This window comes from Roseivirga sp. YIW32, assembly GCF_057219245.1.
Genome location: NZ_JBXVVG010000001.1, coordinates 697,230 through 712,081 on the forward strand (window position 1 = coordinate 697,230; position 14,852 = coordinate 712,081).

Annotated in this window: 11 protein-coding genes; 1 reads left to right on the forward strand and 10 read right to left on the reverse strand. The window is 43.7% G+C overall.

All coding sequences use genetic code 11. From position 1 onward, the window contains the following. From AC2D6U_RS03440 to mtaB, 7 genes are all read right to left on the reverse strand, one after another. Positions 1-2,079, reverse strand: coding sequence for a PDC sensor domain-containing protein (locus tag AC2D6U_RS03440; RefSeq protein ID WP_484719543.1), 2,079 nt, complete (start codon positions 2,077-2,079; stop codon positions 1-3). A gap of 84 nt (positions 2,080-2,163) precedes the next feature. Next, the gene (trxA, locus tag AC2D6U_RS03445) at positions 2,164-2,490 is read right to left on the reverse strand and encodes a thioredoxin (protein ID WP_484719544.1); all 327 of its coding nucleotides are present in this window, start codon (positions 2,488-2,490) and stop codon (positions 2,164-2,166) included. Positions 2,491-2,584: 94 nt separating this feature from the next. Beyond that, positions 2,585-6,877, reverse strand: a complete 4,293-nt coding sequence (gene dnaE / locus AC2D6U_RS03450) for a DNA polymerase III subunit alpha (protein ID WP_484719545.1) — start codon at positions 6,875-6,877, stop codon at positions 2,585-2,587. A gap of 86 nt (positions 6,878-6,963) precedes the next feature. Then, on the reverse strand, positions 6,964-7,233 hold the full coding sequence (locus tag AC2D6U_RS03455; RefSeq protein ID WP_484719546.1) for a hypothetical protein: 270 nt from the start codon (positions 7,231-7,233) through the stop codon (positions 6,964-6,966). Positions 7,234-7,383: 150 nt separating this feature from the next. After that, positions 7,384-7,953, reverse strand: coding sequence for a YARHG domain-containing protein (locus AC2D6U_RS03460; protein WP_484719547.1), 570 nt, complete (start codon positions 7,951-7,953; stop codon positions 7,384-7,386). Positions 7,954-7,974: 21 nt separating this feature from the next. After that, the gene (locus AC2D6U_RS03465; protein WP_484719548.1) at positions 7,975-8,178 is read right to left on the reverse strand and encodes a hypothetical protein; all 204 of its coding nucleotides are present in this window, start codon (positions 8,176-8,178) and stop codon (positions 7,975-7,977) included. 55 nt (positions 8,179-8,233) lie between these two features. Further along, on the reverse strand, positions 8,234-9,553 hold the full coding sequence (gene mtaB / locus AC2D6U_RS03470; protein WP_484719549.1) for a tRNA (N(6)-L-threonylcarbamoyladenosine(37)-C(2))-methylthiotransferase MtaB: 1,320 nt from the start codon (positions 9,551-9,553) through the stop codon (positions 8,234-8,236). Between the two features lie 231 nt (positions 9,554-9,784). On the opposite strand from mtaB, the gene AC2D6U_RS03475 reads away from it, so the two are divergent. Further along, complete coding sequence (locus AC2D6U_RS03475; protein WP_484719550.1) at positions 9,785-11,947, forward strand: glutamine synthetase III family protein; 2,163 nt, start codon at positions 9,785-9,787, stop codon at positions 11,945-11,947. A gap of 57 nt (positions 11,948-12,004) precedes the next feature. Here AC2D6U_RS03475 and AC2D6U_RS03480 read toward each other — a convergent pair whose 3' ends face one another. The 3 genes from AC2D6U_RS03480 to AC2D6U_RS03490 form a co-directional block, all read right to left on the reverse strand. Continuing rightward, entirely contained in the window at positions 12,005-12,172 is a 168-nt protein-coding gene (locus AC2D6U_RS03480) for a Lacal_2735 family protein (protein ID WP_484719551.1), read from the reverse strand. A gap of 68 nt (positions 12,173-12,240) precedes the next feature. Beyond that, positions 12,241-13,770: a toxin-antitoxin system YwqK family antitoxin gene (locus AC2D6U_RS03485; protein WP_484719552.1), complete on the reverse strand. Its 1,530-nt coding sequence runs from the start codon at positions 13,768-13,770 to the stop codon at positions 12,241-12,243. A gap of 85 nt (positions 13,771-13,855) precedes the next feature. Further along, a complete protein-coding gene (locus AC2D6U_RS03490) occupies positions 13,856-14,851 on the reverse strand; it encodes a 3-oxoacyl-ACP synthase III family protein (protein ID WP_484719553.1) in 996 nt (331 codons plus the stop codon). Position 14,852 lies beyond the last annotated feature (1 nt).

The following is a 14,852-nucleotide window of genomic DNA, read 5'->3' on the forward strand; positions in this document are numbered from 1 at the left end:
TCAATAAAACCAGGCCAATGTGGAAATATACCAAGCTGTTAAAAGAATGGGCCAAAAAAGTAGTTTCATCCGTAGGTTATCGTGCTTGAAAAATCGAGCCTTTGATCCACGTAAAAAGGAGGCTGTTAAAATGGTTTGTAAAACGATAACGCCATAGATACAGAAGTAATAGAGTTCGATGTAGGTGATTTCAGGTGTTTGGGTTCTACTTCGTTCATTCACTTGCGAAACAATCAAAATGAATAAAAAGCCAGCCGCACTTTGTACGACATTCATAACGGTCATACCCGAGTTGTGTTCTTCCTTACGCGAGGAGATGTAAAGTACCAAAAACATGATTAATGCGACGACCATGATGGGAATAATATTGGCGATGATCGGGCTTACAAATAGGCGTTTGATGACTACCGTATAAACAAGATTTGGCCGCGGGCCAATAGGAAGTCCTGAGCCGAAATTTGTTCTTGAGCCAAATTCTTCAAAACTGAAAAATGTCGATACCGTTTTAAATGCGGGAGTATTCAAGTCGCCTTTGAGTCCGGGTTTTGCCGACGGATTTAATACGTCGTAACTTTCTAGGTCAGGTACAAACAGAATGTTTTTGCTGGGGTCTGGATAAATGAAGGACACATTCAATTGATTCTCCTCAAAAGGGAATTGTTCATAGGAGAAGTCTTCTTCTAAGGTTACTCTGAAGTTAAATTCTACCAGTAAATGGTCGCCTTTATCGACTTCATAGGTTTTTGTAATGATGATGGGTCTAATGTCAATTGCTGAACCATTATTGATATAGATATCTACTGGAGCCTCTTTAATGAGTTCCTTTGGATACTTGAGCCAAAGTTTACCATTCAAGCTTCCTTCAAATGATGTTTTGATCTCAAAGGATTCTATGTAGACACCTAGAGGCACTGTGGTGTATTTGCTTCTGGAAGTGCTCAATTCCTCTTCGTTGAAACTTTCTACGTACTTTTTGATAACGGATGGGTTGACCAATCGTTCATTATCACTTTCTAAAAGGGAAAAGTCTGTTACTAAATTGAGGTGACAGATCAGTACAATATTGCCTACCATTACCAATGAAAAACCCGTTGAGGCAATCCATAACTTTTTCTTATTGACCTGTTTCATTCTCAAAATGAGCAGGAGAATTAGGGTAGCAGCTAAGCCGAGCACAAGTCCCAATTGGATAGTTTTTTTACGAAGGAAGTCCGAGTTTCCTAATAGGTCTGCCTCCGCCAACACCATGATGCATTTCCATCCGGTTTGCTTAGAAGTGCTAAAAAAGAATAACGACTCATTGAATGTGTAGGAACTAACGTATTTGGTTACCCCCTCGGTGTTGTTCTTGTACGTGCTGGCGACCTGACTGCTGCGGTTTCCAGCGGGTTCATATAGGCTCAGCAACAGATTCTCTTTATTGGGGTGAGACATAATTATGCCTTTTTCATCCGCTAGAAATCCGTAGCCTGATTCCCCTAGGGTTAGCCCCTGGACAAGATTGGTCACGGTATTCAGGGCAATAGAGAAATCTAATACACCTACATTTTCACCTTTAACTTTTATTGGAAGGGTATAGTCGATCACCATTTCATCGGCTCCCTGGGCATAATAAGGCTGAGACCATTTTCCTTTTTCAGATAAAATTCCTTCCGTATACCATTTGGCCGAAGCTAAGGCCGTATCGGTATAATCATACACTTCCTCGATAAAGATGACGGTGTCTCGGGCATTGTCATAAAATGGAGCGAAACGCTCCTTTCCATTAAAAAAACCAGGCTTGAAAGCGGCTGTGACACCAAAGATATACCGATAATCTGTTCGTATAGATCTTAAATTGTTGATGAGGTCCTTGTCGGTATTGAATGCAATTATTTGTCGTTTCGCAAGTTCTGCCCGTTGAACAAAAGTTGAAACTAGGCTATCAATCTCTTTGGTAAGTGTATTCACTGCCTCCGTTCCTATGCTGATGCTCGTCTCGTCTCTCTTTATCTCAAACCTCTTGTATTCGAAGAAAAAGTAAGCACTTAGCACCAAGGATGTGCACAGCAACGTAATGATGGTTTTTTTGTACGGCATTTCAATAATTACCTCTGAATATAAAAAAAAAGCCTCTACCCTTAATTCAGGGAGAGGCTTTTATTTGTACTGTTTTTATGAAGTTTAGGCCATTGCGCCGTCTAACTTATTGGTTAAAACATTTTTTGGAACCGCACCGATCACTTGATCAACTACTTCGCCACCTTTAAAGACCAATAAAGCGGGGATGGAACGAATACCGTACTTCACAGACAATTCTTGATTGGCATCAACATCTACTTTTCCAACCACTGCTTTGCCATCGTACTCGCCGGCAATTTCTTCAACAACAGGGCCTACCATTCGACACGGACCACACCAGGCTGCCCAAAAATCCACCAATACGGGTTTATCTGAATTTAATACTACTTCCTCGAAGTTACTCTCATTGATCTCTACTGCATTCGCCATTTTACTGATATAAGGTTAAGTTTTAGATTCTTACTGAAAATTAAGACAACAAAACTACTTAAAAAGTTCATTATTTTTTCGTTGTTCCTGTCAGTTAGACTGTCATTAATTGAGCATGGTCAGTCAACGCTTGTAGTTCCTTGATCAATTCATTGTTCGGTTCCACCTTGACTCGCCTTGACATCAAATCAACGCTTAAGTTTTCTCCCTTGTCAAACAATTGGATCTTTAAGTCTGTGTTGCCTTCATGCGTTTTCATGAGCTGCTCTAGTTTTTCGATCATTTCTTGATCCACTAGTTTCGCATTGATCCTAACTAAAATGCCTTTGCCTAGTTTTTCACGGAGTTCGCTCAAAAGTGAAATACTAGCCACTTGAAGCTCCCAATCTTCTGGACTAGGCGTCAATTTGGGATTTTCATTGATCTCCTTTTTCTTTCTCCAGTTCAATTCCACTTTACCTCTAATGAACAAGAACTCACCTGGACGCAAATAGGCAGCAAAATTCATGCATTTTTCACCGAGCAGGAAGAGGTCAGTAGTGGCGTGATAATCTTCAATGCTCAGGACAGCGAAAGGTTTTCCATTTTTCGTTTGACCATTGCGAACTCCATTCACAATGCCACCAATAGCGATCTCCTGATTGGGAAAGCGGTTGATCTCTGAGATGGGTTTGCAAAAGCTTTCGATCTCGATATTGAACTGATCCAAGGGGTGGCCTGAGATGTAAAAGCCAACGATCTCCTTTTCTAGTTTCAGCTTTTCCATTTGCGTAAAGGGTTCCATGTCTGGCACCTTAGGCAGGGGAGTGGCCACAGCGCTGTCACCACCAAACAAGGAAACCTGAGCGGCATCCTTTTCGGCTTGTTTGGAATTGGCATACCGAATGACCTTCTCGATCAAACTTTGCTCTCCCTCGGGCGCATAGAGGTACTGTTTGCGGTGGTAGGAATCAAAACAGTCGAAACCACCGGCTTGTGCCAAAGATTCAAAGTTCTTTTTATTGACTGCTCTCAAATTGACTCGCTCGGCAAATTCAAAGATGTTTTGGTACAGCCCGTTCTCTTTCCGTTCCGCAATGATGGCTTCAATTGCCGCTTCACCGACTCCTTTGATGGCACCCATTCCAAAACGGATTTCACCTTGTAGATTCACCGTGAACTTATAGTTGGATTCGTTGACATCGGGCCCTAGTACCGGGACGCCCATGCGCTTACATTCTTCCATGAAAAACGTCACTTGCTTGATGTCGTTCATGTTGTTGCTCAATACAGAAGCCATGTATTCAGCAGGATAATGGGCCTTTAAATATGCGGTCTGAAAGGCAATGTAGGCATAGCAGGTAGAATGTGATTTGTTGAAAGCATAGGAGGCAAATGCTTCCCAGTCTCGCCAGATCTTGTTTAGTTTTTCTTCATCATGTCCTTTCGCCTTGGCTTGTTCAATGAACTGAGGTTTCATTTTGTCCAGTACATCGCGTTTCTTTTTCCCCATGGCTTTTCGCAGCACATCTGCTTCGCCTTTGGTAAAGTCTGCCAACTTTTGAGAGAGCAACATGACCTGCTCTTGGTAAACTGTGATGCCATAGGTCTCTGCCAGGTACTCTTCCATCACCGGCAAGTCATAGGTAATGGGCTCATCTCCATGTTTTCGTTTAATGAAGGATGGGATGTACTCAAGAGGGCCCGGCCTATACAGTGCGTTCATGGCTATGAGGTCGGCAAACTCCGTGGGCTTTAATTCTTTCATGTACTTTTGCATCCCTGCAGATTCGTACTGAAAGATTCCGACGGTTTCTCCTCGCTGGAAAAGCTCATAAGTCTTTTTATCATCGAGTGGGAAATCATCGGGGACCAAGTCAACATCATGCCGTTCTTTCACATTTTTGACGGCATCTTTGATCAGAGTAAGGGTCTTTAAGCCAAGAAAGTCCATCTTCAACAAGCCGGCGTCTTCCACCACGGCGTTGTCGAATTGTGTACACCACATGTCGGAATCCTTTGCTAAAGCAACGGGTGCAAAATTGGTGATGTCGTCCGGAGTTATGATCACGCCACAAGCATGGATGCCGGTGTTTCGAACAGATCCTTCCAAAACGCGGGCTTGATTGACCGTTTTCGCTTCTAGCGTATTTCCCTCAGCCACTTTCTTCAATTCTTGGGCCAATACGATCTGTTCTGAGCGCAGTTTGTTTTTTAGTTCCTTGTCTGAAAGACTGAATAGCGCTGCTAATTTGATGTCGGGCACCAGTTTGGCTACTCGATCGGCATCGGGTAAGGGGAGCTCTAAAACTCTGGCGGTATCTCTTATCGATGACTTTGCAGCCATGGTGCCATAGGTGATGATCTGGGCGACCTGATTCTTGCCATATTTGTCGATCACATAATCGATTACCTTTTGGCGGCCCTCGTCATCAAAATCAATGTCAATATCTGGTAACGACACCCGGTCAGGGTTCAAGAAACGCTCAAAAAGGAGGTCGTACTTGATAGGGTCGACGTTGGTAATGCCAATGCAATAGGCCACAGCACTACCCGCTGCTGAGCCACGCCCTGGTCCCACGGAAACGCCCATTTCAGTGGCTTTATTGGTGAAATCTTGTACAATTAAGAAATAGCCCGGATAACCTGTTCGTTCAATGGTTTCCAGTTCAAAGTCGAGCCGTTCCTTGACCTCATCAGTGATTTCTCCATAGCGTTTTTCCGCTCCCTGATAAGTTAAATGCCGGAGGTAGGCGTTTTCACCTCGTTTGCCACCGTCTGCTTCATCTTCAGGATGTATAAATTCTTCGGGAATGTCATATTTAGGGAGAAGAACATCTCTTGCTAATTCATACTCTTCGACCTTGTCGACAACCTCATTGGTGTTGCTGATCGCTTCAGGGATATCTGAAAAGAGCTTTTTCATCTCTTCAGGGGACTTGACGTAGAATTCGTCATTCGGGAATCCGTAGCGAAATTCTCGTCCTCTTTTGCCAATGTATTTTTTCGGTTTGTTTACAGATTCGGCATCCTTCACACAGAGCAATACATCGTGAGCGGTTGCTTGCTCTTTTCTGGTGTAATAGGTGTTGTTGGCAGCAATGGGTTTGACCTCGTACTTTTTGGCGTACTGAAGTAGGATCTCGTTCACATGATTCTCTTCTGGAATTTGGTGACGGTTTAGTTCTACATAAAAGTCCTCTCCGAAGTGTTCCTTCCACCAGACGAAGGCTTCTTCTGCCTGGGTCTCCCCAACGTTCAAGATCTTGTAAGGAACCTCACCCCATAGGCCCCCGGTAGTGACCATTAGGTTCTCCTTGTATTTCAGTAAGTCGTTCTTATCAATACGAGGAACATAATAGAAACCGTCCGTATAGGCGATCGATGAAAGTTTGACGAGGTTGTGATACCCTGCACGATTCTTAGCGAGAATGACGGTTTGAAAACCATTGTCCTGAGTTTTCTTATTGCTTCGGTCGGCGCAAATATTGAATTCACAACCAACGATCGGTTTGATACCGGCTGCCAGGGCGGCACGCACAAACTGAAACGCAGCCATCATGTTGCCGTGGTCGGTCAACGCAATGGCTGGCATCCCCATCTCTTTGGCGGCACTTACCAGATTATTCACCTCTGATACGGCTTGGAGTATAGAGAATTGTGAATGCACATGGAGATGTGAAAAGGAAACATCTTCGAGATCTTCAAGGCCTTCCTTGTCAATTTTGCCAGTATCTGCTGCTGCTTTGAGTTCCTCAGCTTTGGCAAAATTAGCCTCATCAAGCTCTGGAGCCTCATAACGGATGTCGACAATGGAGACGCCTGGTGCAGGAGGAATAACCGACTCCTTTAGGAGGCCGAAGAAACACTTGGCCGTAGCATCTACATCGTAAGCTGCATCGTGCGCCTCTTTAAACGAATGACCAAACAGCTTCACATGAAGTTCTGTCAGCGTGGGCCATTTGAATTGACCTCCTCTGCCTCCAGGGATGGCACAAAAGTCGGTGGCCACTAATTTGGTGTCCAATTGAGGAAGTGGCTCCAACGCGTTTTCTAAATCCACGCGCAAGTACTCACATCCGATAATGTTGTAGTCGAACTCAATGTTATGTCCGATGCCATGCTGTGCTTTGCCAACGACTTCTCTGAAGAGCCCTAAAGCCTCCTTTAATTCGATTCCTTCCTCTTGCGCCCTTTCGGTTGTGATCCCGTGGATCTGGACCGAATTGTAGGGTATGGTAAAACCATCGGGCTTGACGATCAGGTTATTTGCCTCGAGAAGGTTCCCTTTCTCATCATGCAGCTGCCAGGCCAGTTGTACGAGCCTCGGCCAGTTATCAAAATCAGTTAAAGGCGCATTGTAATTACCCGGTAAACCTGTGGTTTCGGTGTCAAAGATCAGATACATAAAGACTTAGTTCGATGAGATGAAATTCAATTCACATCCTTGAACTAAAGTACGTATTTGCACCTAAACAGGGAAGCTTAATTGCGCTAAATCAAAAAGACCCTGGCCAGAAAAACGCCAGCGAAAAGTACGGCTAAACCAAAAAGGGTAAAGAAGAAGAACAGATTGACTCTTCGTTGTTTTTGATCGGCATGATTAACGATCATTTCCGATCGCTCAATGACCGAGTTGAGGCGTCGCGAATTGTTTTCATGCGGGCCCGTGATGGATGTTGTGGAATGTCTGAAGGAGTAATTCCCCTCAGGCTCATCATCTAAAGATGATTCAGTTTGTTGTAATGGTTGAAAAGTTGACATATAGGGTTAAACTATGTCCATAGGTCGATGTAGGGTAAATTATGACTAACGGTGCTGGGAACTTTTAAATGAGACCAGAAGAGGTCTGTTAAAAAGTGAGCGAGCGCGAAGAGTAAGCTGTCCCGAAAGAAATGAAAGTGCTGGCAAGGCTTAATTGAGCAGAAGCTTATCTATTAAGGCAATGTTCCTTTTTTCGATATCGGTTAATTTTTCGCTGACCTCACCAATGGGGGTGTACCAACTCTGTTCTTCGAAGTATTCTTGAATGCGCTTCGACTCAAAGATCTGCCCATAAGAGGCTAAGATCTCGTTTTTGATATCTTGCAACTCACTTCTGCTATATTCCGAGAGATCTTCTTCCACTAGTAGTTCCATCGAGGCAAAACCATATTCCCGATCTTCATGAGAGGTCTTAGGAGCGCTCAGCTCCATCAGGAAGCCATCCGATTGAATTTCGAAATACTGGAAGTACAGCAGCAACTCAGTTTCGGCATTGTCCAATGTAGCCGAAGTGTCGCCACGGTCGATCACCGTTTCTTCCTCTCTTTGTATGATAACTATGTTGCCCATCAAAGAACCTTCGCTTGTGGTATGACGTTGGGCTTCAAGATCGATCTCACAAAGGTCAGTGGTTTGAGCAAAATCGATCATAAGTCCGGTGGGATCGAGGGTCACGAAATAGCCAATTTGACAATCTTTTTCGTTCTCAAAACCAAGCAAAAGGCCATAGTAATTGGCGGTTCAGTAGTAGTAGAACAACTGCAGGTCATTTGAATCTTCCAGCTCTTCTATTGCGGTGATCTTAACGAAATCCTTGACCAATGAGGGAATTAAGGTGTTTTCTTTTTCAATGCTATTGATCAAGCGTTTAAAAGCCTCGGTCTGTCCATAGCTAGTGGAAAAACACAAACAGACAAAGAGGAGAGTGGATAAGAATTTTGCCATCTATTTTTTGGTTGAAACAAAAGATAGACAAAGCTACATCGTCTATGAAATAAAACTAGTGAGTTTCGAAAACCATTTCCGGTTCTTCCACATCCACGGTTCCGCGCTCATTGATGCGGCTGAGGAGGACATGCTTACATTCATTGATCAACAAAGGATCGTATTTAGCCGATACTCTTACGTAGTTCTCTGTAAAGCCATGCATCATCCCATCTTCCACATCGTCTTCGAAAAGCACTTCATGGGTGCTGCCTATCTGCGATTCATAAAAGGCTCTTTTCTTTTTGTCTGAGAGAATTCGGAGCATTTTGGAACGACGTGTGCGTTCTTTTTTCGGAACGACTTCCGCCATGTCAGCCGCTGTCGTGTTCGCTCTTTCCGAATAAGTGAAAACATGCAAATAAGACACGGGCAACCCATTGATGAAATTATAGGTATCCAAGAAGTCCTCCTTGGTTTCACCGGGAAAACCAACGATCACGTCAACGCCAATAGCCGCTTGCGGCATCAGCTGCTTGATTTTATTTACCCGGTCCTCGTAGAGTTCTCTAAGGTAACGTCGCCTCATGGCCCTCAAGGTTTTGTTATTTCCAGATTGCAAGGGAATGTGGAAATGCGGGACAAAACGCGCTGACGTACTCACAAATTCAATGATCTCATTCGTCAAAAGATTCGGTTCGCAAGATGAGATCCTGAACCTGTCAATTCCCTCTACCTTATCTAAGGCTTTCACGAGGTCGACAAAGCGCTCCTTTCTTTTGCCTTCTTGGATACCGAAATCGCCGATATTCACACCAGTCAATACTACTTCCTTTTGCTCAGTAGCGGCGATCTCTTCAGCTGACTTTATGATGTTTGCGATACTATCGCTTCTGCTTTTGCCTCGGGCTAGGGGAATAGTGCAAAATGCGCAATGGTAATTACAGCCATCTTGAACCTTTAGAAAGGTACGCGTCCGATCGTTGATGGAGTATGCATTAACAAAGGAATTGGCCTCACTCACTTCTGAAGCCATCACATGCGTTTGCGCTGGTTTTTTGAAGTCATCGATGAGGTCGAGTAGCCTAAATTTTTCGGCGGCTCCAAGTACGGCATCTACACCGGGTATTTCTGAGATCTCTTTTGGTTTCAACTGGGCATAACAGCCAATGATGGCAACAAAGCCATTAGGGTTGATCTTTTGGGCCTCCCGAACAATTTTACGACACTTTTTATCTGCGTTATCGGTAACACTACAGGTATTGATGAGAAAAATATCAGGACGCTCAGAGAAGTCCACCTTCTGGTAGCCTTTCTCTTCAAATTGACGTGAGATGGTGGAGGTCTCGGAGAAATTCAATTTGCAACCCAACGTGTAAAATGCTACCTTCTTCATTACTCAGTTGTGAGTCGGCAAAGATAAGTAAATCACTACCGCAAGTTCAATAAAACACCCATAACTCTTCCATTTTTGTGGTTTCCAGAAGTGTTTTGTTTCAAAATGACCTTCAAAAGGGTTGAAGAACGTAATTTCAATCGAATTCAATAAAAAAATAACCCTGATATAGGATGGATTACGTATTTATTCTACTTTTGACCTGTCTTTTAAACATTATTTCATAAAAATATGTCGAACCAACGTCAAAGAGCATTAAACATCGTACAGCAACGTACGACGGACAGAGTTTTTGCGCCAGCTGATAAGATTTCAGACTTCTTCGCAGACGATGTCTTTACCATCGATAAAATGAGAGCCACTTTGGCTCCGGAAACCTTTAAGAAAGTGCATTCTGCCATTCAAAAAGGTAAAAAGATCGATACGGAAGCAGCCAATGAGGTGGCATCAGCCGTTAAAACTTGGGCCATTTCTAAAGGAACCACCCACTACACGCACTGGTTTCAGCCGTTAACCGGTTCCACTGCAGAAAAACATGATTCATTTTTCGATGCCCATAAAGGAATCGAAGTATTCAAAGGTTCAGCTTTAATTCAGCAAGAGCCCGATGCTTCTTCTTTTCCAAATGGGGGCATTCGATCTACTTTCGAAGCCAGAGGATATACTGCATGGGACCCATCATCTCCCATCTTCATCTGGGGGAGAACACTTTGCATTCCTACCATCTTCGTTTCCTATACTGGTGAAGCCCTCGATTATAAAGCGCCTTTGTTGAAGGCTGTTGAGGCTGTCGATAAAGCAGCGACGAAAGTATGTCAGCTTTTCGATAGAAATGTGAACCGTGTCAGCGCTTCTTTAGGTTGCGAACAAGAATATTTTGTGATCGACCGTGCCTTGTATAACGCACGTCCTGACCTGGTGATGGCCGGCAGAACAGTTTTTGGTCATCATCCGGCAAGAGGTCAGCAGTTGGACGACCATTACTTTGGTTCTATTCCAAGCAGGGTCTACAACTTCATGAAGGATTTTGAGATCGAGTGTTTGAAATTAGGCATTCCTGTGATGACGCGACATAATGAAGTTGCGCCCGCACAATTTGAGGTTGCACCTGTTTTCGAAGACATTAATGTCGCAACGGATCACAATTCCTTGATGATGGATGTGATGAGCCGTGTAGCGGAGCGTCATGACCTGGCAGTCTTGTTCCATGAGAAGCCATTCGCTGGCTTGAATGGAAGTGGAAAGCACAATAACTGGTCGTTGATCACATCTACAGGGATCAACGTATTCCAGCCGAGCACTAGCGCTAGAGAGAATCTGCAGTTTTTGACCTTCTTGGTGAATACGATCATGGCTATTCATGACAATGCAGGGCTTCTTAGAGCAAGTATTGCGTCTGCAGGAAATGACCACAGATTGGGAGCCAATGAAGCGCCTCCAGCGATCATGTCGGTGTTCTTGGGTTCAGAACTTTCTGCAGTTCTTGATGAGCTTGAGAATAACGGGAACATTACCGTTGACAAGGGGGATAACATGTACATGAAATTAGGAATCGATAAGATTCCTCACATTATCCTTGACAACACGGATAGAAACAGAACATCTCCGTTTGCTTTTACGGGTAATAAATTTGAGTTCAGAGCAGTGGGTTCAGACCAAAATGTGGCAGAGCCAATGACTGTACTGAACTTGATCATGGCGAAGCAGTTAAAGCAATTCCATGCGACCGTCACTGACCGTGTGGCAAAAGGGGAGGACAAAAAACTTGCCATTGTCAATGTCTTGAGAGAATACATCAAAGCGTCGAAGCATGCGAGATTTGAAGGAGATGGATATTCTGCAGAGTGGGAAAAGGAAGCGGCCAAACGTGGTTTGCCAAATGTAAAGGATACGGCAAGAGCATTGGACGCTTACATAACGGATGAGGCGAAGAAAACCTTTGAAGAATTCAATGTGATGTCAGCCATCGAATTGGAGGCGAGAAATGAAATTCAGCTTGAGAATTACATTCTGAAGTTACAGATCGAAGCCAGGTTGATGAGCGAGATGGCCATGACACAAGTAATTCCTGCAGCCATCAAGTACCAAAACAAGTTGATCAACAATGCGAAAGGCTTAAAAGAGTTCGGATTAGCAGTCGATCATGTTTCTGCCGTATTGGATAAGGTGAATGGCTACATGGGCACCATCCAATCTGCTGTGGATGCCATGAATAAGGAGCGTGGCACTGTCAACAATATCGAAGATATTAGAGAGAGAGCCATTGCTTACTGCGATAACATCAAAGGGAAATACTTTGATAAGATCAGGGAAGCAGTAGATAAATTAGAGGTGATCCTTGATGATGAGGATTGGCCACTATTGAGATACCGTGAAATGTTGTTTTTAAGATAGTCTTTGAAAAAAGACAAAAGAGAACCACCCTTTGCCAGGGTGGTTTTTTTATGTTCTTTAGTCTGCTAGTTTATCTATTTTTTGCAGGATTTCGTCAGCTTCAGCCGTTTTACGATCACTGGCCGCTCTATCGGAATGAGATAATTTATAGGCTTCTTCGATCAGTTTTTTATATTGTTCTTGAAGCTTTTCTTTTTCGGATTTCTTTTTGAATAAACCAAACATGCGCTTTTTTCTAATCGAACAGTTCTGCAGCGCTCAATGTTTAAAAAATGGAAAGAGAATGCGGGAGCTTACTCGCGTTCTTCCTGTAATTCACCATTGATGTAGCGTTCTCGATCAATGATGTTGCCTGATCTGGAGAAGATCGACCATAGCCCTTCTTTTACCCCTTCTTTTAGTATTCCTTCGGTGAGTTTTCTTCCTCTTTCGTCATAAAAGACCCATTTACCTTCAGGGTATCCGTTTTCGTATTGGCCCTCTGAGAATTTCTTGCCATTCGGTCTATAGTTGATCAAAAGACCATTTCCATTCTTCAAGGTGCCATTTTGGATAACATTTCCTTCTTCGTCCGTATACGGGGTGATCTCGAGAAGTTTTCCTTCCGCCCAGGTTTCTTCTTTCATTACCGTTCCATTCTCATGGAAATATCCCCAAAGCCCGTCCTTATTGCCATTTTTAAATGCACCAATCGATTCAAGCTGACCTGTTCCATAATAAAAATACCATTGTCCAGATTCTTTGTCATTGTTGAATTCTCCTTCAGCGATAAGGTTACCTCTGTCGTTAAAATATTTCCAGATGTCGGTTTTAAAATTGGCTGCGTAAAGACCAAAGTGAGAGATCATTCCATTGTCATGAAAGAACTTCCAGATCCCTGTTTTGATACCTAAGTCGTAGATACCCTCCAAGGCTTTTGCTCCATTGGGGAAATACTCCACATATACACTGTCGGGGAGTCCCAGCCGGTAATGCGTAATGGAAGCAGTGTTGCCATCTTCGAAATAATCAAAGGCAGTTCCGACGGGTTCATCGTCTACATAAGTAATTTTAGAGGCGATCCTTCCGTTGAAATGAAAGGCTTTCCAATCTCCGGTTTTCTTTCCATTGTCATAAAACTCAATGGCAGCTGTATTACCGGGTGCATTGAAGTATTCCCAGCGACCGTCTCGATTGCCTTTTTTCATTTCACCCACTTCAATGGGGATTTCTACATAGAAGTCGTATTTGACCCATTTCCCATCGAGTAAACCGTCTTTATATGTCGTTTCAAGAAGCTTGGCTCCGAATTCATCATATTGCTCATAAGGGCCATTCAATTTGCCGTCCTCGTATCGAGCAGTAATGGCGCGCCGTCCATTGGGATGCATGGTCAGCCAGGTACCTGTTTTGTTTCCATTCTCGAATTCCCCATCGTCTAATGGACTTCCATCTTGGCGGTAGGAAGCCCAATCTCCATGCAGTAGCCCTGCTTCGAAGTTTGCATTCACTGCAATGTTGCGGTTTTTATGAAATAACACATAAGGTCCGTTGAGTGTGTCATTTAAAAAGAGCATCCTTGCTTTTTCGATCTTATTGACGAAGACGATCCATGCCCCTTCCTTTAGGCCCATTTTATATCTGCCTACCTGAACAAAGCTGCTGTCTTCGGTGTGGCTTGACCAAAGACCGTCACGAAGTCCATTCTTGAGTTGTCCCTCAGCTTCTAGTGAAGAATCATCCACTAAAGGGAAAATGAGCTCAAACTGTTCGTCTTGAGCCTTAAGGCTTATGGCAGTAATGAAGAAGAAAAGCGAAAAACGTAGTAAGCGTTTAAAGGGCATAAGTTTATTGCTGGTCACAAGACTTGAACAAATATTAAGCCAAGTCCTTCTTCTTAACGTGAGTTAAAACAAGAAGTTCATTGGATCACCAATCAATTAAAGCAGATGCCCACGTAAAGCCACTACCGAAGGCGGCAAGACAAACTGTCATCCCTTCTTTTAGCAGTCCTTTTTGATTGGCTTCGCTCAAGGCTATTGGTATCGATGCTGCTGTCGTGTTCCCATAGTGCATGATGTTGTTGTACACTTTGTCGTCCGGTAAGTTGAAGTGTTTTTGGACGAAATTACTAATGCGTAGGTTGGCTTGATGTGGAACCAAAAGGTCTATGTCGTCAACGGTACGGTCATTCTTGGCTAATGCTTCATTGATCACTTCTGCAAATCGACTCACGGCATGTTTGAAGACGGTATTGCCATTCATGGTCAAGTTGAAGGTCTTACCTTCTAATAATTCCTTGGATAAGCGGATCTTTCGGCTTGAGCCGGGGTCTTTTACATAAAGTTCTTCTGCATAGTCCCCATCGGCATGCAAGTGGGTGGAAAGAATGCCCTTTGGTTTATCCGTTGCTCTTAGGATCGCTGCACCAGCGCCATCAGCAAAAATCACAGAACTAGAGCGTCCTTCAGTCGACTTATCTAAAGCCGAGGATTGAATCTCCGCGCCGATGACTAAAATGGTTTTGTACGTTCCGGCTTTGATGTACTGCTCCGCTACAGAAAGCCCATAAATAAAGCCAGAACATGCATTCCGGATATCCAAGGCACCGATGCCTTGCAAACCCAGCTCGCGTTGCAATAAAACTCCTGACCCTGGGAAAAAGTAATCGGGAGTGATCGTTGCAAAAACAATGAACTCAATTTCTTCCACGGCAATGTCTGCGTCCTTCAGCGCCATCTCTGTCGCTCTTTTTGACATGTTCGCCACTGTATCTTCACCAGGAGAAAACCAACGACGTTGCTCAATACCTGTCCGTTCAATGATCCACTCATTAGAAGTGTCCATTATTTTTTCCAGATCGGCATTGGTCACAATGTTTTCAGGTACATAATGGCCCAAGCCAATGATTTCCGCGTTCTTCATG